This is a genomic window from Haloferula sp. BvORR071 (genome assembly GCF_000739615.1).
GTDB lineage: Bacteria > Verrucomicrobiota > Verrucomicrobiia > Verrucomicrobiales > Akkermansiaceae > Haloferula.
The window spans coordinates 107,434-133,648 of record NZ_BATP01000032.1; the positions used below are offsets into that span (position 1 = coordinate 107,434).

Here is a 26,215-nt window from a genome sequence, read left to right on the forward strand (position 1 = left end):
TGTCAGAAGATCGAGCGAATGATGAAATACATCACCGAAGGCCCCAGCAGGCATCCCAGGCCGGTGTAGAAGGTCGCGGTCATCGCGCCATAGGGGACAAGCTTCGGATCGGTGGCCGCTAGGCCACCGGCGACGCCGCTGGTGGTGCCCATCAGGCCGCCATAGATCATCGCCGTGCGCGGGTTGTTCAGGCCGATGAAGCGGGCGACGAGAGGAGTGCCGACCATCACGGTGATCGATTTGATCAGCCCCGCCGCGAAGCTCAGCGCGATGACTTCAGGGGTGGCACCGAGCGCTGTGCCGGTGACTGGGCCGACGATGAAGGTCGCCGCGCCGGCACCGAGTGTGGTCAGGCTGACCGCATCCCGGTAGCCGAAGGCATAACCCACGCAGACTCCCACGACGAAGGAGACGAAGATTCCGGTGAACAGGGAGGCGACTCCAGCGATACCGGTCTTGCGAAGCTCTTCCATGCGCACGCCCATGGCGGTGGCGACGATGGCGAAGTCACGCAGCATCGAGCCGCCCATCAGGCCGATGCCGGCAAACTCTGGAATGTCGGCCAGCCCCTTCTCGCCCTTCGTGATCTCTCCACCGACATAGGCCAGTACCAGGCCAAGCATGATCGCGATCGCGGAGCCATGCAGGCGGCCGCGGGTCAGCCAACCGGACAGCAGATAGGAAAAGCCCACCAGCAAGCCGATGACCGCGAAAGCGGTGATCAGCGGATACTCCACCAGCAGCGGTTTGATGAACTGCATCATGGGTCCAGGTGGGAAGAGTCTTCGCCGCGGGAACGGCCGATCCGGCAGAAGAGCGGCACCAGCGCGACACAGGCAACCGAGACCAAGACGCCCGCGATGAGCGCAGCATAGCCACCGTGGATCGCCTTGCGGACATTCTGCGAGGCAGCCATGGCGACGATCACCGGGATGTAGATCGCGCTCCAGAAGAGGATGCCGGACTCGGTGGGCGGCTGCAGATTGCCGCGCTTCTTGAGCCAATCGGTTAGAAGGATCAGCAGCAGCATCGCAATGCCGACGCCGCCGATGTCTTTGTTTTCCATGCCGAGCAGCTGGCCAAGCCCGCGGCCGATCAGCATGCCTGCGAGCAGGCAGAAGGATAGGATTGCCGTTCCGTAGATGGCCATACCAGAGAGGGTTTTTGGGAGGCGGACCGGCGCACCATGAGGAGAATGGCGATTCTTGTATACAAAAATCCAAATGCTGTCTGGAACAGCCGGGATCGGCCGCTACGCTGCTGCACCTATGACGAGCCGCAGCGCCGACGAGATCCGCGAAGACATCGAACAACGCATCGTGGAAGGCGAGTTCGAGGACGGACAGCGGCTGGATGAGGTCAGTTTGGCGAAGCGCTTCGGCGTGTCGCGCACTCCCTTGCGGGAAGCGTTGCGAATGCTCGCCGGTTCCGGGCTGGTGGAGTTGATCCCGCGCCGTGGGGCCTTCGTGCGGCACCCCGGGATCGTCGAGCTGATCGAGATGTTCGAGGTGATGGCCGAGCTGGAAGCCCTCTGCGGGCGCCTCGCCGCGCGGCGGATCTCACCCGGCGAGCTGGCCGAGATCTCGGTGAGCGCGCGGGCCTGTGAGCAGGCACTGGAGAAGGAGGATCCCGACGCCTACTACCATCGCAACGAAGAGTTCCACCAACTGATCTACCGGGCGGCGGGCAACAGCTTCCTGGTGACGGAAGCGAAGCGGCTCCAGAAGCGCCTGCGCCCTTTCCGGCGGATGCAGCTCCGTGCCCGCGGCCGCATGCGCCAATCGATGGCGGAGCACGAGCAGATCCTCCAGGCGCTCAAGGACGGCAATGCCGCCATCGCCGCCGATACCCTGCGCAGCCACGTGGCCGTCCAGGGCGAGAGGTTCCACGACCTCCTCTCCAGCTACGAGAAGTCCGCCGCAGGCAAGAAGTAGCAGAAGTGGCGCGGCTCTCCTTGGACTGCGGAGGCTTGCCCCCGCCTTTCTTCGCGAGGCTTGCCGAGCGTGGGGGCGTGGCGCTTCACCCCAAGTCTCCGCTGTCTTGCAGAAGTGGCGCGGCTCTCCCGAGCCGCGACCGTGCAAGTCCACGTCTTCCCGAAAGCTCCCCTCGCTCCAAAGCATCCCCGGCACAGCAGGGGAGACATCGCTTCCAAGCTCATTAGCAGCCCTCCAGAGCCGCACCTCTTCTCACTTCAGCGCCTTCTCGATCGCCTCGGTCACCTCGGCGCTATCCGGCGTGGTCTTCGGCTCGAAGCGCGCAATCGGCTTGCCATCCTTCCCGATCAAAAACTTGCCGAAGTTCCAGGTCACATCACCCGGGAAGGCGCCTTCCTTGCCGCTGAGTGCGGTGTAGAGGGGATGCTGTTCCGCGCCCTTGACGTGGACCTTCTCCATCAGCGGGAAGCTGACCTTGTAGTTGTCCTTGCAGAACTCCTTGATCTCCTCGGCCGTGCCCGGCTCCTGGTTGCCGAAGTCGTTGCAAGGGAAGGCGAGAATCACGAAGTCCTTCTTCTTGTACTTGTCGTAGATCGCCTCGAGCTTCTCGTACTGCGGGGTCAGGCCGCACTTGGAAGCGGTGTTGACCACCAGCACCACCTTGCCCTTGTACTCGGCCAGGTTGGTCTCCTTGCCGGAGATGGTCTTGAAGGGAATGCTGGTGAGATCCGCTGCGGTAGCGGTGGCGAAGAGGACGAGGGAAGCGAGGAAGTGGCGCATGGCGGGAGAAATACGGCGATAGGAGCGATCCTGCTATCGCTTATTCCACGCCATCCGGGGTGGAACCGGAGGGAAAAGAAAACCCCGGCCACCTTGAGGGCGGCCGGGGCTGGAATTGAATCACTTCAAGGATCGAATCGGACCGATCAGGGGGTCGGAGTCACGTTCACCCGCAGGAAGCCCTTCGAGCCTTGGGCCAAGCCATCGCTGGCGGTCAGGCTGAAGGTCCGGTATTCATACCCCGCCGGTGCCGCCGGCAGGCCGGTGGTGACGACCGGGGTGACCACCGTGACCGGGCTGGTGAATGCCGCCAGGTTCAGGCTGCCCTGCACCGTGTAGGTGTAACCGTCCTTCGCGGCGGTGGGCGAGGGCGCTCCGGCGAAGACCGGCGCTCCGCTGCGTACCGCGATGGTCAGCAACAACTCGTTGGCCGTGCCAGCATCGTTGCCGTCACCGATCAGGTTGTAGACCTTCGGACCGCTCGAGCCGTTGTTCGGGGTGCCACCCAAGGCGAACTCGAGCGCGTTGCTGTTGCCGTCACCATCCGGGTCCGCATTCGGTCCCACGATGTTCGGATCGGTCTCGCCCGGGAAGAAGCCGTTCGCCCAGGTTTCGAAGGCACTTGCCGCCCGCACGATCGCGATCTGGGTGCCGCCTTGGTAGGCATAGTTGATCGAGTAGCCCGAAGGCAGCGTTGCCGAGACCGCCGCATGGTTGGCGAACTGGGTGCCCGTCTTGGTGCCGTAGTCGGCAATGATGTAGGTCGACGCCGTTGGAGTTCCCGTGATCACCAGGTTGGCATTGGTGATGTTCAGGTTGGCGGTAGCGACCAGATGGCCGGTCGTCGGCTCGGTGGCACTGAGGTTGATCGCGAAGTTACCGCCAACAGCGAAGCTCACGTTGCCATCCGCGAACAGGTCTCCGGTCGGAGCACCCGGTGCCAGCGAGGCGCCGTTGCTGACCGAGATCGGACCCTTGATCGTGCCGGTGCCGCCGAGCGTCCCGACACTGACGGTGGTCGTTCCCAGATAGGTGTTGGTGCCGTTCAGGTTCAGCGTGCCGGCGCCGATCTTGGTCAGCCCGCCCAGCCCGGTGCCGTCATCATCAAGCCCCTGCCCGATGTTGATGGTCTGGCCGTTGCTGTCGATGATCGCACCGCCGTCCTCGATGATCGCGCTGTTGAGGCTCGACATGAAGTTGGCATTCGCATTCGCGCCGGCCTTCAGCGTGCCGCCGTCGAAGTTGAAGTGGCTCTCGCCGCCAACACCACCGTTGTTGTCATTGCCCTCACGCACCCGGCGCACAGTCAGGAGACCGCCATCCAGGTTCATGGTGCCGGTGCCGCTCGGTTCGTTCGCCAGGATCAGCCCGTTCGCACCCAGCGAAGTCACCTGCGCCGCCCCGGTCATGTTCACCGTGCCCTTGCCGAACTCACCGACCATCAGCGGCCGGTCGAGTTGGGTCTGGGTGAAGGTGCCGCCGGAGATGTTCAGCGTGCCGTCGCCGGTGGCGTTGCGGCCCAGGATCATCCAGCCGTTGGCGCTCACCGAGCCGGCGCTCTGGTTCCACACCGCGAGACCATCGCGGGAGATCATGAACTCACCCCCGGTGTGGCTGACCGTGCCGCCGGTCATGGTGACCGTGCCGCTGGAGCCCGTGTTCAGCGCCACGAAGAAGCTACCAGTGCCGGTGTAGGTGCTGGTGCCGCTGATGCTAACCGTGGCGACCGTGCCGGTGTTCTTGCCCCAGAAGGTCGTCACCGAGTGGACGGTGCCGTTGTCCTGCAGGTTGAAGTTGCCGATGGAATTATCCAGGTCGGTGACGTTGAAGTCATTGCCGGTGTGGTTGTAGGTGCCGTTCTCCTTCACCGTCAGCGTTCCGGTGCTGGTGGAGGTGTGGCCGACTGCGAGCCATCCGGCGGTCTGGTTGAGCGTGCTGCTGCCGCCGATGGTCAGCGAGCCCGCGGTGCCGTTCACGCCGGTGCCAATTAGCAGCTGGGCTCCGGCATTGTAGACGGATGTCCCGGCGAGCGTCATCGCCCCGGCCGTGCCAGCGGTATTGCTGATCTGGGTTTCTCCCGTGACCGAGAGAGCCGCATTGTTCAGCAGGCTCACCACGGTTCCGGAGCGCATCAGCAGGGGACCTGCCACCGCGTTGGTCTGGCCCGTGCCGTTGAGGACCAAGCCACCTGCTGCCACCGTCAGGCCGTTGTTCGACAGACCGTTCGCGCCCGGGAAGGACAGCGTCAGCGTGCCGGCACCATCCTTGACGAAGCCACCCAGGGAACGGGCGATCTGCCCGGAGATCTCCAGGTTGTTGGTGATCTTCAGCGTGCTGATGACCGCATTGTCGGCTGCTCCCACGGTGTAACCGCGATTGTTGGTGGTAGCCGGACCGGTGTAGGCGAGCGTGCCACCCGCGAAGACCAGATTGCCCGGAGCCGCCGGAGCTGCACCCAGCGGACTGGCCGCACCGCCCGCAGCCAAGGTGGCTACGCTGGTGGTTCCCCCTGCCAGCGTGGTGACGCCGGTGTAGGTATTCGCGGTCGAGATCGTCAGGTTGCCGGTGTTCTGCTTGAGCAGGCCGCCGGTGCCCGAGATCTGACCAGCACCACTGAGGCTGTAGTCCACATCGATCGTGTTGTCGAAGGTCATGCCGCTTGGCGTGACCGTGCCGGGAATGTTGATCGCGCTATTGGCGGGGACCAACAAGCTGTTGTCGAAGGTCACCGGATTCCCGTTCGCGAAGAAGGCCGGAGTGTTCGCAATCGAATCGAGCCAGTTCTGGGTGCCCGTGGTCGTCCGGGTGCTCCATTCGTTGTCGAAGTTGCCAGTCCAGCTCCGCAGGGCCACCGCCGTGATATTCAGCCGGTAGAGCTTGTTCACCGTGTCGTGGACCAGCGTGGCCTGGATGCCGGGAGGCAAGGTGCCGAGGGTGAAGGTGCCGCCCGTGGTGCTGTTGTATTTCACCAGCGGGAAGCTGCCCACCTGCGGCAGCAGGCCCGTCAGGTTGATCGTCGCGGTGCCGTTGATGGTCAGGGCGCCCGTCACGTTCACAGGTGCCAGCGAGGGATTCCCCGCGATCGCGTTGTAGTTGATGTCCAGGCTGGTCGCACCGCCGGTCCCGAAGGAGGCGCTGGCCGCGTTGAACTGGGCATCAAAGAAGGTCGCGGTCACCCCGAAGGAAGCACCGTTCGCAACTGTCAAGGCACCGCCGCCCACGGAGTCGGTCGTGGTATACAGCTTGCCGCCGTTCACCGTATTCGCGCCCGTGTAGGTGTTGGCTGCGGTCAGCGTCAGCGTGTCGGCACCGCTCTTGGTGAGGCCGCCGGCACCGCTCAAGATCTGCGGGATGCCGATCGGGCTGCCATTGCTGTTGATCTTCAGGCCGCCGACTTGGATCTCGGCGGTGTCGAGATTGCTGATGAAGTTCGGCTCGATCCCGTTGGAGGTGATCTGCGTGCCGTTGAATTCCACCACATCCGCGCCTGGTCCGCCGTTGATCCGCTTGGTCGAGAGCGTCCCGCCATCGAAATCAATGTGGCCGGCCGAACCGCCGCCGGTGGCGACATCCACATTAGGTGCGCTCAAGGCGCCCCCGGTCATGGTCAGGGTGCCGGTGCCGCCTTCGCCGATCCGCAGGGTCCCGCCCAACGTGGCCGTGCCCGCGGAGAGATTGTACGCTCCGAAGCTGCCACCCGCGCGACCGATGCTGACCGCGACGGTGCCCACGTTCATCGTGCCGCCGCTTTGGTTGATGGTGCCGTGCGCCCCCGTGCCGTCGCTACCCACGATGAACTCCTGGTTGGAGTTCTTGGTGAAGACGCCGGTGCCGCTGATGTTGAGCGTGCCGGTGGCATTGTTGGCCCGGCCGATGGCCAGCCAGTTGCCCACGCTGATGTTACCCGCGCTCAGGTTCACCACCCCGGTGCCGCCATTCTGGCCGATCCAGAGTTCCCCGCCGATCTGCAGGTCGGAGTTGGTGTTGTCCACCGTGACCGTGCCGTTCGAGTTCACATCCTCGCCGAGGATGAACTGCTCGTTGTTCACGTTCAGGTAGTCGCCACCCGAGAGCTTCAGCAGGCCGGTGCAGGTGTTCTGGCCCACGTAGGTGCGGCCGGTGTTGGTCAGCGTGCCGCCGTTCATGAACAGGGAGCCATTGGAGCCTGTTCCATCTTCGTTCTTGCCGATGAAGTTCCAGCCCCCCGTGGTGATGGTCCCCGCAGTCACCGTCATCACCCCGGTGCCGCCGCCGGTGCCCAGCGCCAGATCGTTGCCGATCGGCATCGTGCCGGACTCCATGTTGAAAGTGCCGTTGCCACCGCGTGCGCCCACGTAGAGGCGGTTGCCGATGTTCAGGTTGCCGGTGGTGTTCATGTTCACCTTGCCGATCCCGGTGCTGGCCCCGCCATTGTTGCCGCCCACGTAGAGGCGGCCGCCGTTGGCGGTCATCGTGCCGGAGCCTTGGGCGAAGCCGCTGATCCCGCCCCCCGCTGTGGTGGTGTTGGCCAGGTTGTAAACCGAGTTGCTGCCAGTCGTGGATCCCACGAACATCCAGTTGCCGCCGCCGGTGGTCGCGATCCCCGAGCGGTGATCCAGCCTGCTCACGCCTCGCAGGATGATGTCGGTCGGGATCGGGGTCATATCGACCGTGATCGTCGGGATATTCACCGTCGTGGAATCGATCACCCCGTGCTCATTGGTTGCCTCCGTCCCCGTCTTCACCGGGGCATGTCCGAAGCTCCAGTTGCCCGGAGTGTTCCAGTTCGAATCGACCGATCCGTTCCAGATATTGTCGATCGCGGCTTGGCTTACGGCAGAGCTCAGGATCCCGCCTACTACCAGCCGGGCAAACCAGCGGGCATTGTGGGAGGCTGTGGCCGTAAGGGATTCACGGGTAATGAGCGGCGTGGTCGGGGTTTGTTTCATTGGGGTTTGGGGTCGAAATTGGGGGGGACAAGTGACGAGTGCACACGTTCCCGGAGCCCGCATGCGGGCGAAGAAGCGCGAGCAACCCGGAAAAATCGGGGTCGTTATGTTGCACCGGGGGACTGACCCGGTTGCGGGGTTTTGGGCTTTTTGGGTTGGGTTGGGTTCGGCTGCGGTCTAGGAGGTACCGCAGTCTGTTTTTTATATACCAAGGCTGTTTTCAAAGAAAACAACTTTGTTTGCAAACAGGTCTGATACCGCAATTTTACGCAACCAAAGTGGCCCCTTGGAACCCAAGGATCTCAGCCCGAAGGATATGCTGTACGCGGCTTTTGCGCCCTAGCAGTTAGGTAACGTCCGGATCGCGCGGTTCGCATTCTATCGCGACTGGTAAGCAGGTTGTCATACCACTCTCCCAGTTATGCAATTTTAGGTATCTAAACTTTCGGGGAGTCGCCCTCGCTCCCGGACAGGTCCGGGAAGGATTTTGTGTCATATTTCAACCTTTTAAGGGGACAAGGACTAAACCCGTCCCCTTGGGAGCCCTAGCGCAGCAGCAGACGCAGGCTGTTCAAGACCACCACCACGGTGGATCCCTCATGGCCGAGCACGCCCAGAGGCAGCGCCAGGCGGGATCCAAGGGCCGCGAGGCCGAGCATCACCACCACGCCCAGGGAAATCGCCAGGTTCTCGCGGATGATCCGGCGGCAGCGGCGGCTAAGGCTGAGGGCATCCACGATCCGCTCCAGCCGGTCGTGGGTGAGGACGATGTCCGCTTGCTCTAGGACGGCGTCCGAGCCGCGGAGTCCCATCCCGATCGAGATGTCCGCGGCGGCTAGGCTGGGCGCGTCGTTCACCCCGTCGCCGGCCATGGCCACGCGCTCGCCCGCGGCGCGCCAGTCGCGGATCGCCTTCACCTTGTCTTCCGGATGCAGGCCGGCTCGGAACTCGGCGAGCCCGAGCTCCTTGGCGATCAGCTCCGCGGACTCCGGGCGGTCGCCGGTTAGCATGGTCACGCGGATCTGCTCCTCTGCCAGCCGGCGGATCAGCGGCGCGGCCTCGCTGCGCGGGGCGTCGCGCAGGAGGATGCGGCCTCGGAGATCCTCGCCCGCCTGCACCAGCACCTCAGTCAGGCCCGGCTGCGGGTCGGGCAGCGCGGAGAGCCAGGCATCCCCGCTGAACATCGCCCGCCGGCCCTGCCGGACGATGCGGCCGCCGATGCTGCCTTCGAGGCCTTGGCCGGAGATCGACTCGAAGCCGCTAACCTCGCCGGGCGCGGGCAGCTTGCGGCGCAGACTCTCTTTCACGATCGCCCGGGACAGCGGGTGGGTGGAATTCGCCGAGAGGGCGGCGGCGAGGGCGAGCAGTTCGTCTTCCCGGCCGGGAGGCGAGCTTTCGCAGGAGACCAGCTCCAGCTCGCCCTTGGTCAGGGTGCCGGTCTTGTCCACGGCCAGACGATTGATCGTGGCCAGGTTCTCCAGCGCCACCCCGCCGCGGAAGAGAATCCCGCGCCGCGCCCCGGCCGCGATCCCGGCCAGGATCGCGCTGGGAATGGAGATCACCAGCGCACAGGGGGAGCAGACCACCAGCAGGGTCATCGCCCGGTAGAAGGCGGATGATTCCGGAGTAGCGCCATAGAATGCGGGAAGCCCGGCCCCGAGGTGCCACCACAGGAACATCAGGAAGGAAAACCCGAGGATCCCTAGGGTGTAAGCGGTGCCGAAGCGGTCGGTGAAACGCTGCGAAGGCGCCTTGCTGGCCTGCGCCTCGCGGATCAGGTGGATGATCCTGGCATGCGCGCTGTCCCCGGGCGCACGGGTGACTGAGGCTTCTAGCACCCCCCAGGTATTCAGCGTCCCGCCGAAGAGGTGGTCGCCCGGGGCCTTGTCCACTGGCAGCGATTCGCCCGTCAGCGAGGATTCATCGGCGGCGCTCTCCCCGCCGGTGACACGGGCATCCGCAGGAAATTGCTCGCCCGGCAGGATCCTCACGATCGCCCCGGGGTACAATTCCGCGACCGCGATCTGCCGGGTGCTGCCATCGGGGCTTGCCAGCAGCGCCTGCTTCGGTGCTTCCTGGAACAAGCTGCGGATCTCCCGCTCGGTGCGGGCCATCGCCATCGCCTCCAAGGCCCCGCTGAGAGAGAACAGGAAGAGCAGCGCGGCACCCTCCCACCACGCGCCGATGATCGCGGCACCGACCGCGACCGCGAGCATCAGGAAATGGATATCGAGCCGGAAGCGCCGCAGATTGCTGAGGCTATCGAGCGCCGCCTCCCAGCCGCCGGAGAGATAGGCGAGCGCGTAGAGGCCGAGCGCAAGCTGCGGCGGAGCATCGGTCCGCTGCAAAAGCACCCCCGTAAGGGTCGCTACCCCACAGATAATCGCCGAGCCCAGCAGCCAGGGCCAGCCGGGCTCACTGTGGCCGTGATCGTGATCTTCACCGTGGGCATGGTCGCGGTTGTGGTCGTGCATGGTGACAGGGACGGGGACTGGCCATGTTAGACCCGCTCGACCGGAACGCCACGGAATAGTCGGATCCGCGTCGCCTTCCAGCGCTGGAGCCAAGTGAGCTTGGATCCGCGCCGTCCTCCCCAATCACACCTCCGCCCAACCCGTCTTTCCCTCCTTGTCCTTCTCCTGTTCAAAATCCATCACCGGAAGGAGAGCATCCTTCACCCCCTCGCATGAGGAAATCCCGCGTATCAGCCTGGCAGGCCACCACCGGCAAGATCTCTCCGCCTCAGCCCACGCCCAAGGCCTCTCACGCCAGCCAATCCTCTTCAAAACACTTCGATTGATGATTGGAAGATTGGTGATTGATGATTTCGCCTCTCCCCAGTCACCACACCGTGATTGCAGACCAAGAGGCACTACCTATGCTCCGCCGCCATGCGCACCCGGATTTTGGCAGCAGCAGCTCTCTCCTTGGCAACCGCAAGCCACGCAGACGAAGGCATGTGGCTCTTCAACAAGCCCCCGGTCGCGAAGGTGAAGTCGGCTTACAACTTCGAGATGACCCCGCCTTGGCTGGAGCACCTGCAGAAGTCCGCGGTCAAGATCGGCGGCGGCGCCTCCGGCTCCTTCGTCTCGGCGAATGGCCTGGTGCTGACCAACCACCACGTCGGCTCCGGCATGATCGAGAAGCTCAGCACGCGTGAGAAAGACCTCTACAACCACGGCTTCTACGCCGCCACTCTGGAGGAGGAATTGCGCTGTCCGGACATGGAGATGAATGTCCTCATGAGCATCGAGGATGTGACCGCACGCGTGCGCGCCGCGGTGAAGCCGGGTGCCAGCGCGGAAGACGGCGCGAAGGCCCGCCGCGCGGTGATCGCGGAGATTGAGAAGGAATCGCAGGATGCCACCGGTTTCCGCAGCGATGTCATTACGCTCTATCAGGGCGGTGCCTACCACCTCTACCGCTACGATCGCTTCACGGATGTGCGCCTGGTCTTTTGCCCGGATGCCCAAGCTGCGACCTTCGGCGGCGATCCGGACAATTTCGAGTTCCCGCGCTACTGCCTCGATCTCTGCTTCTTCCGCGTCTATCGCGACGGCAAGCCAGCCGCGACGCCGAACTTCCTGAAGTGGAATGCCGCCGGCGCGAAGGATGGCGAACTGGTCTTCATCGCCGGCCACCCGGGCCGCACCAACCGCCTGAATACCTACGCCGAACTGGAGGCGATGCGCGATGACGGCCTGCCCTTCCGCATGGAGCAGATTTATCGCGGCGAGGCGGTGCTGGAAGCATGGGCCGCTCGCGACCGCGAGAACCGCCGCCGTGCCACCGGTTCGATCACCGGCATCCGCAATGGCCGCAAGGCAGTGGGCGCGCGCCTGGAAGGTTTGCTCGATGCCAGCTTCATGGCCCACAAGGCACAGTCGGAGAAGGCCCTCCGCGAGTCCTTCCGCGCGAAGGAGGAATGGAAGGATGCGGATGCCGCCTTCGATCGCATCGCGGCAGCGGAGAAGGAGAGCGAGACGCTTGGCTTGCGCGGCCGCATGTTAGGGGAGGGGAATGCCTTCGGCACTTCCTTGTTCGGGATCGCACGCACCTTGGTTCGCGCCGCCGATGAGCGCGAGAAGCCGAACCGCGAGCGCCTCAAGGAATTCCAGGACGCCGGAAAGATCTCACTGGAGCTCGATCTCTTCTCCGACGAGCCGATCTACCGCGACATGGAGGCCGAGAAGCTGGCCAGCTCGCTGACCGTTCTCTGCAACAAGCTCGGCGCGGACGATCCCTTGGTCGCCAAGATCATGGCCGGCAAGCCGCCGCGCGAGCGGGCCGAGGAGCTGGTCTCCAAGACCCGCCTGATCGACGTGGGCTTGCGCAAGAGCCTCTACGAAGGCGGCCGTACCGCGCTGGCCGCCTGCGAGGATCCGATGCTCGATCTCGCACGCTTGGTTGATCCGGAGTCGCGCGAACTCCGCAAGAAGTTCGAGGCGATCGACGAAACGGTGAAGCAGGCCCACGAGAAGATTTCGGCCGCACGCTTTGCGATCGAAGGCGATTCCAACTATCCGGACGCCACCGGTAGCTTGCGCCTCGCCTTCGGCGTGGTGAAGGGTTATCGCGAAGGCGGCAGTGATGTGCCATCCGCGACCACCTTGGGCGGCCTCTTCGCGCGCTCGGAACTCCAAGGCCATGTGTCGCCCTTCCAACTGCCCGCGACCTGGAGTGGCATGGATCAGAAGATCGCGAGCGATACCCCCTTCAATTTCGTCTGCACGGCGGACATCACCGGCGGCAATTCCGGCAGCCCGGTGGTAAACCAGAAGGGCGAACTCGTCGGCCTCGTCTTCGATGGCAACCAGGACAACCTGAAACTCGGCTTCGGCTACCACGAGGGCAATGGCCGCTGCGTCTCCGTCCACGCCGCGGGCATGCTGGAGACCCTCGACAAGATCTACGGCGCGAAGCGCGTGACTCAGGAGATCACGCAGTAAATAAGCCGCTCATTCATGTTCCACATCGTTCTCGTCGCGCCCGAAATCCCGCACAACGCCGGTGCCGCGGGGCGTCTCGCCCTGGCCACCGGCTCGCGCCTGCATCTGGTCAAGCCGCTCGGCTTCTCGCTGGATGACAAGCACGTCAAGCGCACCGGCCTCGACTACTGGAAGGATGTGGACCTCCGCGTCTGGGAATCCTTTGCCGACCTGCAAGCCGCGGCGGAGGCAGACGCGAAGTACTGGTACCTTAGTACCAAAACCACCCGCGCCCACTGGGACGCCGGGTTCAAGGACGGCGACTACCTCGTCTTCGGCTGCGAAACCCGCGGCCTCCCCGAGTCCATGGTTTTCGCCGCCGGTGACCAAGGCATCCGCATTCCCATGATCGAAGGCGGCACCCGCAGCCTGAACCTCTCCACCGCCGTCGCCATCACCCTCTACGAAGCAGTCCGCCAGCGCGCTTGCGGCTAATCGCCTGCGGTCGGCCGGTCGGCTTCACGCACACTCATTGTGCCCCCGAATAACTGCGGCATAGCCGCCTTCGGACTGCTGCGATGATTCGCAGCTCTCGAATGCAGCCTCGCGGCGCGCCTACTCTATCAGATCGAATCAGCCCTCCCGCTCCGCGGCTGCCCGACCCCACGTCCTCTCCCAGCCTCCCCGGGACCGCGAGGCCTCCCGCCTCGCTTCACCGGGCGGGGAGCTTTCATCCCGGGTGCCCCCCGACAACCGCGGCATAGCCGCCCTCGGACTGCTGCGATGATTCGCAGCTTTCGAATGCAGCCTCGCGGCGCGCCCGTTCTATCAGAACGAATCGGCCCTCCCGCTCCGCCCGTGCCCCACGTCCACGGCTCTGCTTCGTATCATCCATACCCCCCGGACAACCGCGGCATAGCCGCCCTCGGACTGCTGGGGTCATCCACAGCTCTCGAGTGCATCTCGCGGCGCGCTCATTCTATCAGAACGAATCAGCCCTCCCGCTTCGCCACTGCCCGAGATTCACGGCTTTTCTTCAAAGGCAGATCGAACCACGTCTCCCAACGAAAACCCCTCCCGATCTGAGATCCGAAATCCCAAATCTCAAATCTGCCTTTCCTCCCCGTCCTCAATATCCCGGAACACCCAACCCCATCCATTCCCCTGCCTTTAATCCGTCCATCCGTGTAAATCCGTGGTTCCCCTTCAAAGCCACCCCATTCTTCCGAACCACTCTAACAATTCACCGCGCCCCGGAACCTTCCTCCTCCCAGATCCGATCCATCCCGGTCCAAATCCGCTCCTCCCGCCTCTCCGCAAACCAATTTATCCCCCAACCCAACAACCTAACCCTCTGTTAGCGGCAACTGCCACAGCCTGTTAGGAAACGCTATCTACTTGAGGATATCGGCATTCCATATATTCAGGAAAGCCCGATGAACTCTACCGGATTCCTCTCCAAGGTAGCAGGGCCTCTGCTTGCGGCGTTCTCCACCCTTTCCGTGGCAAGCGCCGACCAGCCGCCCATGACCGCCGCGCAGGTCGCCCAGCTCGCCTACAACCAAGGCTTCCGCGGTGGCTCCCTGATGACGGCCGTCGCAGTGGCATCCGCCGAGTCATCCTTCGATCCGGATGCAGTTTGCAACAGCCTGCAGGAAATCAATAGCTCGGACCAGCCGCTCTTCTATCCCAACGGCAAACCGCGGATGGCCTCGCTGCCGTACTACGATGGCACCATGCTGCCGGTGGGCCAGATCCTCAACCTCAGTGGTGGCGGCCGGGGCAAGGTGGTCAGTCATTGCCGCGGCCTGTGGCAGATCAACGATGTGGTGCACTCCACCATCACCAATGCCGATGCCTTCGACCCCACTGTCGCGGTGCGGCGAGCCTGGGGAATTTCGCGAGGCGGCCGCTTCTGGGGCAAGTGGACCAGCGTGATGCAGGGCACGGCCTGGCAGCCGGCCCGCCTCTCCGCGGCGCGCACCGCGGCGCGCGCCGTGGACCCCACCGTCCTGCCGACGGGCGTCGCAGCCGGCACCCGCGTCCGCGCGTGGACGACCGGTGGCGGCATCCGCACCACCGCGGGAGGCACCTTCAACCGCTCCATCCTCACCGGTGATACGGGTACCATTCTGGCCGGACCGACCATCGCCTCGATCACCGAGGGCATTCAGACCAGCCAGCACTTGTGGTATCAAATCCAGTGGGATCACGGGATCACCGGCTGGAGCGTGGAGGAATATCTCACCCAGAGCACCCTGCCGGTTCAGAACGCCTCGCCGGCCTCCAATCCCTTGCCGACCGATGGCAAGACCCGCGTTCCGCTCGCGGGAGTCGCCCTGGAGTGGACCGTCGGCGGAAATACCAAAGACCTCCAACTCCGCTTCGGCACCGATCCGGCGCTGACCGCGGCCGGGACTCTGAAGTTGAATGGCGGCCTACCGCGGACTTGGAACACCGGTGCCCTCGTGGCCTCCCAGAATTACTACTGGCGGATCGATTCCGTGAGCGGCAACGGCACCGTCGTGCAGGGCAGCACCTGGACTTTCCGGAGCATGCCGCCGGCACCCCAGCCGGTCGTGCTTTCGAATCTCACGGTCACTCCCAAACCGGCGGGCAAGGGCCAGATGCTCACCATCAAAGGCACCGCGACCTCCCCCGGACCCCAGCCGGTGATCATCGGGGCAAATGTGGGCAACTACACCGACGCCGCGCGGGATCTCGTCTTCTCGGTGCCGGGCGGTAATGTTCCGACCCAGTTCACCCGCAGCTTCCAGCTGCCCGCGGACATCCCCTTTGGAAGCTACGATCTCATCGTCGCGGCCTGGCAAGATGCGGACGGCAGCGGCGCGGTTGAATCCGGGGACGCGAAGATCACCCAGTTGGGCCTGGCTGCGGGTGTCGTGGTTGGCGACGTGACCTTGCCGACTCTGAACAACCTTTCGGTCTCGCCGGTCTCGGCTCTGCCGAATCAAGCGATCCAGCTTTCCGCCACGGCCAGCGACAGCGGTGGCAGTGGCTTGGCCGGTGTCTATTTCTATCGCGCCACCGGTGAAGCCTCTCCCGGAGTCTGGCAGGTGGTCGCCTATCGCCCGGCCACTGGCAACGGCCCGGTTACCCTGACGGCCCAAGATATGCCCGGCACCGAGGCACGCTATTGGTATGAGATGGAAGCGGTGGACTTGGCTGGCAATCGCTACCGCCTCGCCGCGCCATCGACCGTCCGCATCCAGATTCCCGACCTCGCGCCACCCGTGGCGAAGTGGCAGCAGCCACAGAATGGCATGACCATCGGTGGCGGGATCACCGTCACCGGCGAAGCCACCGACGACCGCGCCTTGGCCAGCGTTTACTACCGGGTCAATGGCGGCGCTTGGGTGCAGGTCTTCCAGAATTTCAACAACTGGTCTTTCCTGCTCAACCCCCTGCCCGGCTCGAACCTCATCGAGACGATGGCGATTGACCAAGTCGGCAAGACCTCGGCCATCGAACCGCTCTATCTCTACAATCCGGGATCCAACGGGGATAACTCGGTCTTCGAGGAGCTGATCAATTTCGACAACCAGACCTTGGGCCAGCGCTGGCAGGTCGATCCGGAATTCGTCATCGACAGCGGCATCGTCAATGGCCGCCTCCAGGCCAGCGCCAATAACTCGGCGCTCATCCGCGCGACCAAAACGGTTCCCGCTGGTATCCAGACGGTGGAACTGCGCTTTGGGGCGGATGGCGACAGCGGGGTCTATTGGCGTGACAATGCTTTCCGCTGGTGGCGCGTCGCCTTGAAGCAGAATCCAACTCGCCTTGAGGTCGGCTTCGATGGTTCCTTGCAGACGGTCTCGGTGCCGAATGGCAGTGGTCAGCTTTCAAAGATCCGCACCCTTTGGCGGGACGGGCGAATCGCCCTCGAATTTTACGCTGGCGGTCAGCAGCAAGCCACCACGCAGACCTTGAGCCTGCCCCTGCTCAAGCTCGCCAATCTCTCGGGCACGATGGAGTTCCGCACCCAGGGCAGCTCTTTCTCCTCCGCCTACATCGACGACATCCAGCTCCGCGCGCTGCGGCCTTGGGACCGCTTCTCGATCGACTCACAGACCCTGAAGTCGGGCCAAACTTCAAAAGTGCGGTGGACCTCCTTCAACGGCCGCAACTATTCGATCGAACTCTCACCGACCATGGCGAATGGGGCATGGACCACTCTCGGCCAAGCCTTTGGCAACGGCCTCGTGACCGAGTACAGCTTCTCCATGCCCGCCGGACCACGCCGCTTTGTCCGGGTCCGGGAGCTGCCCTGACATCGCGGGAGATTGCGATTGCCGCGCTCCCGGATTTCAGGTTTGAGGCAGCTTGAATTGAAGACGCAGCTTTTCGCGATTCTGGGGGCGGGCACGGTGGTGGCAGGGGCGGCGGCACAGGATGCCGATGCCCTTTCGGATGTTACGGTGCTGGCGGAGCGGCTGGCTGGCAGCGTGGCGGATACGCCGGGCTGGACCTTGGCGGAATGGGATCGTGAGGAGATCTCGAAAGAGGCACCCCGGACCCTCGATGAACTGCTCGCGCAGGAGCCCTCCTTCTCACTCTACCGGCGCCAGACTTCCCTCTTCGGCAATCCAACTTCGGCAGGCGTGAGCCTGCGCAACACCGGGGCCACCGCAGCCTCGCGGACCTTGGTGCTGCTCGATGGCATCCCGCAGAATGATCCCTTCGGCGGCTGGGTCTATTGGGCGCGCTACGAACCCTCGACCCTCGAGTCGGTGCGCATTGTCCCCGCCGCGCAATCGGCGGTCTGGGGCAACCAGAGCCCGGCGGGCGTGGTGCAGATGGAGAGCCAGTCGCCCTTCACCGAGCGGCATCTGCTGCGGATGGGCGGTGGCAGCCAGGGAACGATCTCTGGCGCGACCACACATACCCTGGTCGCGGATGATGGCTCGCTGGGCGTGACCTTTTCAACCTTCGGACTGCACTCGGACGGCTTCTTCGCAGTGCCCCCCTGGCAGCGCGGGACGATTGATCGCCGCCTGGAACTGGATGCCTACGGCGCCGATCTGAAGATGGCATGGAAGGCTTTCCAAGGGGTGACCATCGAACCGATGTTCTCCTGGTACGAGGAAGACCGCGGCAACGGCACGCCGCTGGCGGAGAACGCCACCGAGGCACTCGACTTCGCCCTCCGCGTCACCGCTGCGGAGGAAGGCGGCTTCTCCTGGCAAGCACTCGCCTACCACCAGCGCCGGCGCTTCGAGGCGATGTTCACCTCGGTGAATGCCGCCCGTACTGCCGAGAATCCCTCGCTCGATCAATTTCACGTGCCGGGCAATGGCACCGGCGGCGCCCTCACCTTCCGCTACGCGCCGGAGGGCCCATGGTCGCTCACGGCGGGCGCTGACCTCCGCCAGATCGAGGGCTCCACCAACGAGAACGCGAGCTTCATCGCCGGCCGCTTCACCCGCCGCCGCGAGGCCGGCGGCGAGCAGGGCAATGCCGGCATCTTCGTCGCCGGCGGCTACGAAGCCCAGTCCAAGACCCGCATCGATGCCAGCCTGCGCCTCGACGCCTGGTGGCTCGACAATGGCAGCCGCCTCGAACGCTCGCTGGTAACCGGCAAGCCATTGCGCGTGAACTTCCAGGAGGACCGCGACGGCGTCGAACCCTCCTTCTCCCTCGCCGTGAATCATCCGCTCACCGAGGACCTCCACATCGGCGCCTCGGCGGGAACCAGCTTCCGCCTGCCCACTCTCAACGAACTGCATCGGCCCTTCCGCGTCCGCAGCGACATCACGGAGGCCAATCCCGCCCTCGACCCGGAGCGCTTCTACAGCGTGGAAGGCACCCTCGACTGGCAGGCAGCAGACTGCCTGAGCTTCGAGGCGGCGGTTTTCCACCATTGGATCCGGGACGCCATCGCCAACGTCCCGATCACCGACCCCGCCCAGATCGCCGCGATCTTCGGCACCATCCCGCCCGGTGGCTCCGGCCAGCAGCGCCAGAACGTCGACGAGGCCCGCGTCTTCGGCATCGAAGCCGGAACAAAATGGGAGCCCATGAACAGCATAACCCTGCATTTCGACGGCATCTGGAGCGAGACCGAGTTCGCCGATTCCCCCAAGCAGCCTCTGTTGGAAGGCAAGCCCTTCCCCCAGGCCCCCGACCTCCGCCTCATCGCCTCCGCCGACTGGCACGCCACCGACCGCCTCACTTTTTCCGCAGGCTATGAATATGGCTCCCACCAATTCGACGACGCCCTCGCCGCCCGCCGCATTCCCAGCTACTCCAGCGTGAAAGTCGGCGCGAGCTGGCAAGCCAAGGACAACCTCCTTCTCACCGCCCGCGTCGATAATCTCTTCGACGAAGAAATCGCCACCGGCCTCAGCACGGACGGGATCCGCACCATCGCCGGCCCGCGATCCTTGTGGATAGGGGCAGAGTGGGGGTTTTGATCCCGTGAAAGACACTCTGGGAATTTGAAATCGGTTTGATCCCTCGTAAGGGTCCCGATCTCCATGAAACGCTTCCTCCTCCTGCCGCTGCTCGCGCTGCCTTCTGTCGCCCTCGCTCAAGACGCCAAACCGGCGGACCTTTCCAAACTGAAGGCGGAACAACTCTGCGGCCAGCTCTGCTCGGGCTGCCATGGTGCTGACCTGAGCGGCGGCCAAGGTGGCTCGCTGATCGATGGCGAATGGAAGCACGGCAGCAGCGATGCTGACCTGATGCGCTCGATCAAAGAGGGCAATCCCCAGCTCGGGATGACGCCCTTCGGGACCTTGCTCGATGACGGGCAGCTCCGGATGATGGTCATCTTTATCCGCGAGAAGGAGAAGCAGGCGAAGGAGAAGGGGATGAGCTTCCCCAAGCCGAAGCCCGGCGAGGTGACCAAGACCCAGCAGGAGAACTACAAGATCGAGATGGTGGTCGAGAACGGGCTCAAGGATCCTTGGGCCCTGGCTTTCCTGCCCGACGGCCGAAAGCTGGTGACAGAGAAGTCCGGCCGGCTGCGCCTCATCGAGGCGGACGGCAGCTTGAACCCGGAGCCGGTGAAGGACACGCCGCAGGTGGTCGAGCATGGCCAGGGCGGGCTGATGGAAGTCGCCGTGCATCCCGACTACGAGAAGAACGGCTGGATCTACCTGGGCTTCGCCGATGGCGCCAAGGAAGGCAAGCAGGTGAAGACCATCACCGCTTACGTCCGCGGCAAGATCAAAGACGGGCAATGGGTCGAGCAGCAGCAGATCTTCAAGGCGGAGCCGCAGTACTACACGGATGCCGGCGTGCATTTCGGCACCCGCTTGGTCTTCGATGGCAAGGGCTTCATCTACTTCATCGTCGGTGAGCGTGGCGGCCGCATGGAAGTCCAGGACGTGGCCAACCCGAAGGGCAAGATCTACCGCCTGCGCGACGATGGCACGGTGCCGGATGACAACCCGAAGTTCGACAAGGCACCGGTCCCCGGTGTGTGGACCTACGGCCACCGCAACCCGCAGGGCCTCGACATCGACCCGCGCGATGGCTCGATCTACAACACCGAGCACGGTCCGCGCGGCGGCGACGAATTGAATTGGGTGCTGCCCGGCCACAACTACGGCTGGCCGGTGATCACCTACGGGATGGATTACGATGGCTCGCCGATCAGCGATAAGACGGCCCAGGAGGGCATGGATCAGCCGGTGACCTACTGGCAGCCTAGTATTGCGACTTGCGGACTGGCCTTCTACCGCGGCGATAAGTTCCCGAAGTGGAAGAATGACCTCCTTGTCGGCGCACTGGCCCAGCAGGAAATCCGCCGCCTGCGCCTGGTGGATCACAAGGTGACCGAGCAGGAAGTGGTGCTGAAGGGCATCGGCCGGGTGCGCGACATCAAGAGCGCGAAGGATGGCAACATCTACGTCATTTTGAACGGGCCGGACCGTGTGATTCGCTTGGTTCCTGCGGAATGAAAACGATCGCTGCAGCTCTCTTGATTCTTCCCGCGCTTGCCGCGGCCGAGCCGATGTCAATCGCGGCTCCGCCGGATGCGGCGCTGGTCACGCCACACCGGATCGAGGAGCTGGCTACGGGGCTTATCGTACCATGGGAACTGCGCTTCCTGCCGGATGGCCGCGAGATCTTCACCGAGCGGATCGGGCGGGTGAGGATCGTTGAGAAGGGCAAGGTGCTTGAGGAACCGGCGCTGACCCTGCCCGCGGCGCAGGGCAACAAGATGTGTCTGTTGGGTCTGGCGCTCGCGCCGGACTTCGCGAAGACCGGCTTGCTCTTCCTCGCCTGGGACAAGCAGAAGGGAGAGAAGGACTTCGAGCTGCGGATGGAGCGCTACCGTCTCGATGGCAACAAGTTGGTCGAGCCGAAGACTATCATCGAAGGCATTGCGGCGAACCAGAACCACACGGGCTGCCGCCTGGAATTCGGACCGGACGGGATGCTCTACATGACGACCGGCGATGCCGACAAGCAGGACGGCCCGCAGAAGCTCGACCAGCTTCACGGCAAGATCCTGCGCTTCAACGCGGATGGCTCGGTCCCAGCGGATAATCCCTTCGTCGGCAAGGAAGGGGCACGCCCCGAGGTCTGGTCGTACGGCCATCGCAATCCCCAGGGCCTCGCCTTTCAACCGGGGACCGGGCGACTCTACGAGGCTGAGCACGGGCCACTTCACGGCGACGAAATCAATCTGATCGAGAAAGGCGCGAACTACGGCTGGCCGGTGATCTCGCATCGCCGCGAGGCGGAAGGAATGCGCACGCCGCTGATTGAGATCACGCCTGCGGCAGCGCCGGGGCGCCTGCTCTTCTATCAGGGTACCGCCTTTCCGGAGTTGCGCGGCTGCCTGCTGGTGGCCTGCCTGCGCGGCGAATCGGTATTCCGGGTCTCGCTTGGTGGCGACGGCTTGCCGAGCCACGTCGAGCGGCTGTGGTTCAAGAAGTGGGGCCGCATCCGCTTCATCAATGAAGCGCCGGATGGCTCGTTGTGGTTGGGCACCTCGATGCAGGACCCCGCCGAAGGCAAGCCACGTGAGGGGGATGATCGCTTGATCCGAATTGTCGCCGATCCCGCAGGAACAATCGAACCGGTGGCCGGCCAAGCCGCCGCCCCGGTCATGATCACGCCGGAGACGAAGGACCCGGAAACGATCATCGCCGCTGCCTGCGCCGCCTGCCACGGTCCCGGCCTTGCTGGTGGCGAGAAGCGCGGCTTGCTGACCGGCGAGCTGAAGTTCGCGAAGAATCCCGCGGATCTGGAGAAGGTCATCCACGATGGAGTCCCTACGGCGGGCATGCCTCCAGCGTCGGGCCTGCTGACGGACGCCCAGATCTCGCTGGTGGCGGACTACATCCGCGCAAAGCGGCACTGATGCTGCCTTTTTGAATCAAGCGGGCTGCAAGGATGCCCCCCGGGCCTCGATGGCGCGGAAGAGCCTCAGTTTCCCGTAACTCATGCGGCCGCCGAGCTGCTCGAAGATGGGCTTGAGGGCGAGATCGTCGGAGCCTTCGAAGGCGGCGCGCATTTCTGCTTCCTCTTTCTCGGAATAGCAGCGGCGTGGGTCGATGTCCTCGCCGGACTCGATGATCGCGCCGAGGTGGCTTTCGATGGTGGAGATGGCCAGCCCACGTTTGGCGGCAATCTCATCCATGTTTTTGCCCGCACGCCAGAGTTCCAAGGTGGCGAAGGTGGTGCCATTGAGCACGGGTTTTGGAACGGAAGCCCTTGGATCAGGCAGGGGTGCAAACTTCCGGCGCTCATGGGTTTCCAGCCATGTGGAAACCTCGCGGAGGAAGCCGGGACCGTAGTCATTGAGCTTGCGATCGCCGACACCGGGGATGCGGGCGAAAGCGGCTTTGTCGCCGGGGTATTCGCGGGCCATGTGGCGCAGGGACACATCAGAGAAGACGACGTAGGGTGGCACCCCGGCAGCGTCGGCGACCTGCTTGCGGTGATTGCGAAGAGCCTCGAAAAGCTCCGCGTCGCACTCGATGTCACCGGCTCGACGAGTGGTGGTTTTCTCTCCCTCCATCAGGCGGGTGAGGCTGACAGCGCGGCGCTCACGAAGTATGGCGACGCCTTCGTCGGTGACGGAGATCACGGGATAGTTCCCGCCATCCACGGCAAACCAGCCCTTGCGCACAAGGGTGCGGGCGATCTCCGCCCACTTGGCGGCGGAGTGCTCCTTGCCGATGCCGTAAGTACTAAGCTTATCGTGCTTACGGGCCAAGATCTTCTCGGCACGGGAGCCTGCCAGGATGTCGGCCAAGTGGCGGATGCCTACGGGTGGACCGCCAGCCTGCTTCACGCGGATGACACAGCTGATCAGCTTCTGCGTTTCCACGGTTGCGTCCCAGTTCCCTCGCGGGGCCAGGCAGTTGTCGCAGGCACCGCAGTTTTCCTCCGGCCACGATTCGCCGAAGTAGTCTAACAGGCCGATCCGCCGACAGGCATCGCTCTCGGCGAAGTCGGCCATGTGCTCGAGCTGTTCGCGGGCGTTGTCGCGGGCTTCCTCATCGCTGATATCGGCGATGAAACGCTGCTGCTTCACAATATCGCCGCGGGTGAAGAGCAGCAGGCAATCGGCCGGCAGGCCATCGCGACCGGCGCGGCCGGTTTCCTGATAGTAGCCTTCAAGGTTCTTCGGCAGATCGGCATGGATCACGAAGCGGACGTCGGGCTTGTTGATGCCCATGCCGAAGGCGACGGTGGCGCATACCACGCGGACCTCATCGCGCAGGAAGGCTTCCTGGTTCCGAGCCCGCTCCGCGGTTTCCAGCCCGGCGTGGTAGCAGACGGCGGGGATCCCGGAGGCACGGAGGCTGGCAGCGAGTTCCTCGGTACGCTTGCGCGACTGGGCATAGACGATGCCGGACTCCTGTCCGCGCTCGCGGATGAAGTGAACGACGCGGGCGAGCGCATCCTGCTTGGGCTCGACCAGGTAGTTCAGGTTCGGGCGGTTGAAGCTGGCGAGGAAGGCCGCCGGATCGCGCAGGCCGAGTTGGACGAGGATGTCATCGCGCACCCGCGGCGTGGCGGTGGCGGTCAGGGCGATGGCGGGCACTTGCGGCAGCGCCTGGCGGAGTTCGCGCAGCCGCCGGTACTCCGGCCTGAAATCGTGGCCCCATTCGCTGATGCAGTGGGCCTCATCCACGGCCAAGGCGGTGACATTCCAGCGCTGGACCTCAGCGAGAAAGGCGCCGGACATGAGCCGCTCGGGAGCCAGATAGACAAGCTTGAAGTCGCCGTTGCGGATCGCCTCGATGCGGTCGCGGTTCTCCTGCATGCCCAGCGTGGAATTGAGGAAGGTGGCCGCCACACCTGCTGCGGTAAGCTGGTCCACTTGGTCCTTCATCAGCGCGATCAGCGGGGAGACGACCAGGGTCACTCCTTCCCGGGCGAGTGCCGGAAGTTGGTAGCAGAGACTCTTGCCCGCGCCGGTCGGCAGGATCGCCAGCACATCCCGGCGGGCGAGGGCGGCCTCGACGATCTCCCGCTGCAAGGGGCGGAAGCTGTCGTAGCCGAAATGCGTTTTGAGCAGGCGGGAGAGGGGGATGCCTGTGGTCATGAATTGTCCTGATAACTGTTCATTAGATCAGTTCAAGGAGAATTTTTGATAAGACGCTCCTCCCTTTCCATCAAGGAGCCGGGGTGATCTCCCTAGCTCCCGGGGTCCGGTCACCCGCAGCGAGGACGACTGCTGCGAACCTAGCTCGCCCGTTGAAAAAGAGTTGCCCGAGAGCTTGGATCCACGCTACGCCACCAGTCCTTCAGTCAGGCTAAGAATTAAAATTAGAATTATTCTTGCCTTGGGGTAGACTAGTCGTAGCTTCCGCCGCCCCGTCCATGGTCGATCTTTCAACAGACAGCGATTCCGACTTTTCCGCCGAAACCCCGGTGGAAACGGGAGGGCTGCGGATGACCAAGCAGCGGCAGGAGGTTTACCGCTTGCTTTTGGCGCAGCGTGACCACCCGACCGCCCAGGATGTGTTCATGCGGGTCAAGGACACCCTGCCCCACATTTCGCTCGCGACGGTTTACAACACTTTGGAAGCGCTGGTGCAGCACGGCTTGGTGCGGCAGGTCAATTTCGACCGCGAGCCTTCGCGCTTTTGCCCGAACCTGGCCGACCACGGCCACTTCCACGACAAGACCAGCGGGAAGATCCATGATGTGACCTTCAAGCCGGGCGTCTGTGTCTCGGATCTCCTCGATCTGCCGGAAGGCGCGGTCGTCACCGGCATCGAAATCACCCTGCGCGGCGAGCTGCCTGCGGAGGGCGCTCGCTAAGAATTCCAGATCTCAAATTTCAAATCTCAGATTTTAGTCAGTCATGTCCCTCGTCATCAAAGACCTTTGCGCCACGCTGGAAGATGGAACCGAGATCCTGAAAGGTGTCTCGCTGGAGATCCCTGCGGGCGAAGTGCACGCGATCATGGGACCGAACGGTTCCGGCAAGTCCACCCTCTCGAAGGTGATCGCGGGTCACGAGGGCTACGTCGTGACGAGCGGCTCGGTGACCTTGGATGGCGAGGACGTCTTCGAGATGTCGATCGACGAGCGCTCGCGCGCCGGCATCTTCTTGGCCTTCCAGTATCCTTCCGAAGTCCCTGGTGTCTCCAACGCCAACTTCATCCGCGCCGCGCTGCAATCGCGCCTGCCGAAGGGTGAAGAACTCGACGCGGTGGGCTACTACAAGAGCCTCTACGCCAAGATGGATCTGCTGGAGATGGACCGCAAGTTCACGGCCCGCTCCGTGAACGAGGGCTTCTCCGGTGGCGAGAAGAAGCGCAACGAGATCCTCCAGATGATGATGCTGGAGCCGACCTATTGCATCCTCGATGAGACCGACTCCGGTCTCGACATCGACGCACTGAAGATCGTCGCCAAGGGCGTGAACGCGATGCGCTCGCCGGCCCGCGGCATCCTGATGATCACTCACTACCAGCGCCTGCTGGATTACATCGCGCCGGACTACGTCCACGTGATGGCGGCCGGCAAGATCGTCCGCTCCGGTGGTCCGGAACTGGCGCTCGAGCTGGAGAAGAACGGTTACGATTTCCTCAAGGAAGAAGCATTGGTCACGGCCTGATCCCTGCTACGGCAGGCATTGCCATGAAACTGCGCAAGACACGTCATCCCCTCGACAAGCAAAGCCGCGAGAAGTCCGTCGCTCTGCTGAACGACTTCCTTGTACTCGCCATCGACCTCCGCCTGCAGGTCAAGCAAGCGCACTGGAACGTGCGCGGGCCGAACTTCATGACCCTTCACGAGCTTTTCGACCGCTTGGCCGGTGAGCTGGAGGAGACCATCGATGAACTTGCGGAACGTGTGACGGCCCTCGGTGGTCGCGCGCTCGGCACCGCCAACCGCATTGCCAGCAAGACCGAACTGGCCGACCTGCCGAAGAAGGCCACCCACGGTGTGGCACTGACGGCCCTGCTTGCTGATCGCTTCGCCGCTGTCGGCAAGTGCGCCGGCATGGCGATCGAGTGCGCCCAGGAAGTCGACGACGAAGTCACCGCCGACCTTTTCATCAAGACCTCGCACGGCCTCGACCGCGCGCTGTGGTTCCTCGAAGCGACCCTCGATGGGGATTCGCGCGAGGAAGAAGAATACCCCGCCTTGTCGGAGATTTCCGGCCCCGGCGGGGAAGACCTGAAGATTTCCGCCTAGC

General features: G+C 63.9%; 16 protein-coding genes. 10 read left to right on the forward strand and 6 right to left on the reverse strand.

Annotated features, from left to right (window positions below; translation table 11 throughout):
* Positions 1-2: 2 nt before the first annotated feature.
* Both madM and madL read right to left on the reverse strand, forming a co-directional pair.
* Positions 3-764 (reverse strand): malonate transporter subunit MadM, encoded by a 762-nt coding sequence (gene madM / locus BV071_RS18310; protein WP_035610350.1) that lies wholly within the window; start codon positions 762-764, stop codon positions 3-5.
* Complete coding sequence (gene madL, locus BV071_RS18315; protein WP_035610353.1) at positions 761-1,150, reverse strand: malonate transporter subunit MadL; 390 nt, start codon at positions 1,148-1,150, stop codon at positions 761-763. Before madL ends, madM begins: the two co-directional genes overlap by 4 nt.
* 118 nt (positions 1,151-1,268) lie before the next feature.
* Between madL and BV071_RS18320 the strand changes: the two genes are divergently transcribed.
* Positions 1,269-1,934, forward strand: coding sequence for a GntR family transcriptional regulator (locus BV071_RS18320; RefSeq protein ID WP_035610355.1), 666 nt, complete (start codon positions 1,269-1,271; stop codon positions 1,932-1,934).
* Between the two features lie 252 nt (positions 1,935-2,186).
* Here the strand turns inward: BV071_RS18320 and BV071_RS18325 are convergent, their stop codons facing one another.
* The 3 genes from BV071_RS18325 to BV071_RS18335 all read right to left on the reverse strand — a co-directional run bounded on the left by BV071_RS18325 (position 2,187) and on the right by BV071_RS18335 (position 10,116).
* Positions 2,187-2,714 carry a glutathione peroxidase gene (locus BV071_RS18325; protein ID WP_035610358.1) on the reverse strand — a complete coding sequence of 176 codons (528 nt, stop codon included), beginning with the start codon at positions 2,712-2,714 and terminating at the stop codon, positions 2,187-2,189.
* A 146-nt stretch (positions 2,715-2,860) separates the two neighbouring features.
* A complete protein-coding gene (locus BV071_RS18330) occupies positions 2,861-7,642 on the reverse strand; it encodes an autotransporter-associated beta strand repeat-containing protein (RefSeq protein ID WP_035610360.1) in 4,782 nt (1,593 codons plus the stop codon).
* Positions 7,643-8,187: 545 nt separating this feature from the next.
* A complete protein-coding gene (locus tag BV071_RS18335; RefSeq protein ID WP_052573534.1) occupies positions 8,188-10,116 on the reverse strand; it encodes a heavy metal translocating P-type ATPase in 1,929 nt (642 codons plus the stop codon).
* Positions 10,117-10,533: 417 nt separating this feature from the next.
* Here BV071_RS18335 and BV071_RS18340 point away from each other — a divergent pair, with 417 nt between their 5' ends.
* From BV071_RS18340 to BV071_RS18365, 6 genes are all read left to right on the forward strand, one after another.
* Complete coding sequence (locus BV071_RS18340; RefSeq protein WP_035610363.1) at positions 10,534-12,591, forward strand: S46 family peptidase; 2,058 nt, start codon at positions 10,534-10,536, stop codon at positions 12,589-12,591.
* A gap of 15 nt (positions 12,592-12,606) precedes the next feature.
* Complete coding sequence (locus BV071_RS18345) at positions 12,607-13,065, forward strand: tRNA (cytidine(34)-2'-O)-methyltransferase (RefSeq protein ID WP_035610366.1); 459 nt, start codon at positions 12,607-12,609, stop codon at positions 13,063-13,065.
* 941 nt (positions 13,066-14,006) lie between these two features.
* Positions 14,007-16,862, forward strand: a complete 2,856-nt coding sequence (locus BV071_RS18350; protein ID WP_035610368.1) for an Ig-like domain-containing protein — start codon at positions 14,007-14,009, stop codon at positions 16,860-16,862.
* 57 nt (positions 16,863-16,919) lie between these two features.
* The gene (locus BV071_RS18355) at positions 16,920-19,004 is read left to right on the forward strand and encodes a TonB-dependent receptor (protein ID WP_035610370.1); all 2,085 of its coding nucleotides are present in this window, start codon (positions 16,920-16,922) and stop codon (positions 19,002-19,004) included.
* A 63-nt stretch (positions 19,005-19,067) separates the two neighbouring features.
* Complete coding sequence (locus BV071_RS18360; RefSeq protein WP_035610373.1) at positions 19,068-20,498, forward strand: PQQ-dependent sugar dehydrogenase; 1,431 nt, start codon at positions 19,068-19,070, stop codon at positions 20,496-20,498.
* Positions 20,495-21,910 carry a PQQ-dependent sugar dehydrogenase gene (locus BV071_RS18365; RefSeq protein WP_052573535.1) on the forward strand — a complete coding sequence of 472 codons (1,416 nt, stop codon included), beginning with the start codon at positions 20,495-20,497 and terminating at the stop codon, positions 21,908-21,910. The genes BV071_RS18360 and BV071_RS18365 overlap by 4 nt, the downstream gene beginning before the upstream one ends.
* A gap of 15 nt (positions 21,911-21,925) precedes the next feature.
* Here BV071_RS18365 and recQ read toward each other — a convergent pair whose 3' ends face one another.
* Entirely contained in the window at positions 21,926-24,106 is a 2,181-nt protein-coding gene (recQ, locus tag BV071_RS18370; protein WP_035610375.1) for a DNA helicase RecQ, read from the reverse strand.
* 278 nt (positions 24,107-24,384) lie between these two features.
* Between recQ and BV071_RS18375 the strand changes: the two genes are divergently transcribed.
* The 3 genes from BV071_RS18375 to dps are packed head-to-tail and all read left to right on the forward strand — an operon-like array spanning position 24,385 to position 26,214.
* A complete protein-coding gene (locus BV071_RS18375) occupies positions 24,385-24,828 on the forward strand; it encodes a transcriptional repressor (RefSeq protein ID WP_035610377.1) in 444 nt (147 codons plus the stop codon).
* Between the two features lie 43 nt (positions 24,829-24,871).
* Entirely contained in the window at positions 24,872-25,630 is a 759-nt protein-coding gene (gene sufC / locus BV071_RS18380) for a Fe-S cluster assembly ATPase SufC (RefSeq protein ID WP_035610379.1), read from the forward strand.
* A gap of 23 nt (positions 25,631-25,653) precedes the next feature.
* Positions 25,654-26,214 carry a DNA starvation/stationary phase protection protein Dps gene (gene dps, locus BV071_RS18385; RefSeq protein ID WP_075090947.1) on the forward strand — a complete coding sequence of 187 codons (561 nt, stop codon included), beginning with the start codon at positions 25,654-25,656 and terminating at the stop codon, positions 26,212-26,214.
* The last annotated feature ends 1 nt before the right edge of the window (position 26,215 follow it).

Coding starts and splice junctions, on each gene's coding strand:
- madM (WP_035610350.1), bottom strand. CDS start 764: ATGATGCAGTTCATCAAACCGCTGCTGGTGGAGTATCCGCTGATCACC.
- madL (WP_035610353.1), bottom strand. CDS start 1,150: ATGGCCATCTACGGAACGGCAATCCTATCCTTCTGCCTGCTCGCAGGC.
- BV071_RS18320 (WP_035610355.1), top strand. CDS start 1,269: ATGACGAGCCGCAGCGCCGACGAGATCCGCGAAGACATCGAACAACGC.
- BV071_RS18325 (WP_035610358.1), bottom strand. CDS start 2,714: ATGCGCCACTTCCTCGCTTCCCTCGTCCTCTTCGCCACCGCTACCGCA.
- BV071_RS18330 (WP_035610360.1), bottom strand. CDS start 7,642: ATGAAACAAACCCCGACCACGCCGCTCATTACCCGTGAATCCCTTACG.
- BV071_RS18335 (WP_052573534.1), bottom strand. CDS start 10,116: ATGCACGACCACAACCGCGACCATGCCCACGGTGAAGATCACGATCAC.
- BV071_RS18340 (WP_035610363.1), top strand. CDS start 10,534: ATGCGCACCCGGATTTTGGCAGCAGCAGCTCTCTCCTTGGCAACCGCA.
- BV071_RS18345 (WP_035610366.1), top strand. CDS start 12,607: ATGTTCCACATCGTTCTCGTCGCGCCCGAAATCCCGCACAACGCCGGT.
- BV071_RS18350 (WP_035610368.1), top strand. CDS start 14,007: ATGAACTCTACCGGATTCCTCTCCAAGGTAGCAGGGCCTCTGCTTGCG.
- BV071_RS18360 (WP_035610373.1), top strand. CDS start 19,068: ATGAAACGCTTCCTCCTCCTGCCGCTGCTCGCGCTGCCTTCTGTCGCC.
- BV071_RS18365 (WP_052573535.1), top strand. CDS start 20,495: ATGAAAACGATCGCTGCAGCTCTCTTGATTCTTCCCGCGCTTGCCGCG.
- recQ (WP_035610375.1), bottom strand. CDS start 24,106: ATGACCACAGGCATCCCCCTCTCCCGCCTGCTCAAAACGCATTTCGGC.
- BV071_RS18375 (WP_035610377.1), top strand. CDS start 24,385: ATGGTCGATCTTTCAACAGACAGCGATTCCGACTTTTCCGCCGAAACC.
- sufC (WP_035610379.1), top strand. CDS start 24,872: ATGTCCCTCGTCATCAAAGACCTTTGCGCCACGCTGGAAGATGGAACC.
- dps (WP_075090947.1), top strand. CDS start 25,654: ATGAAACTGCGCAAGACACGTCATCCCCTCGACAAGCAAAGCCGCGAG.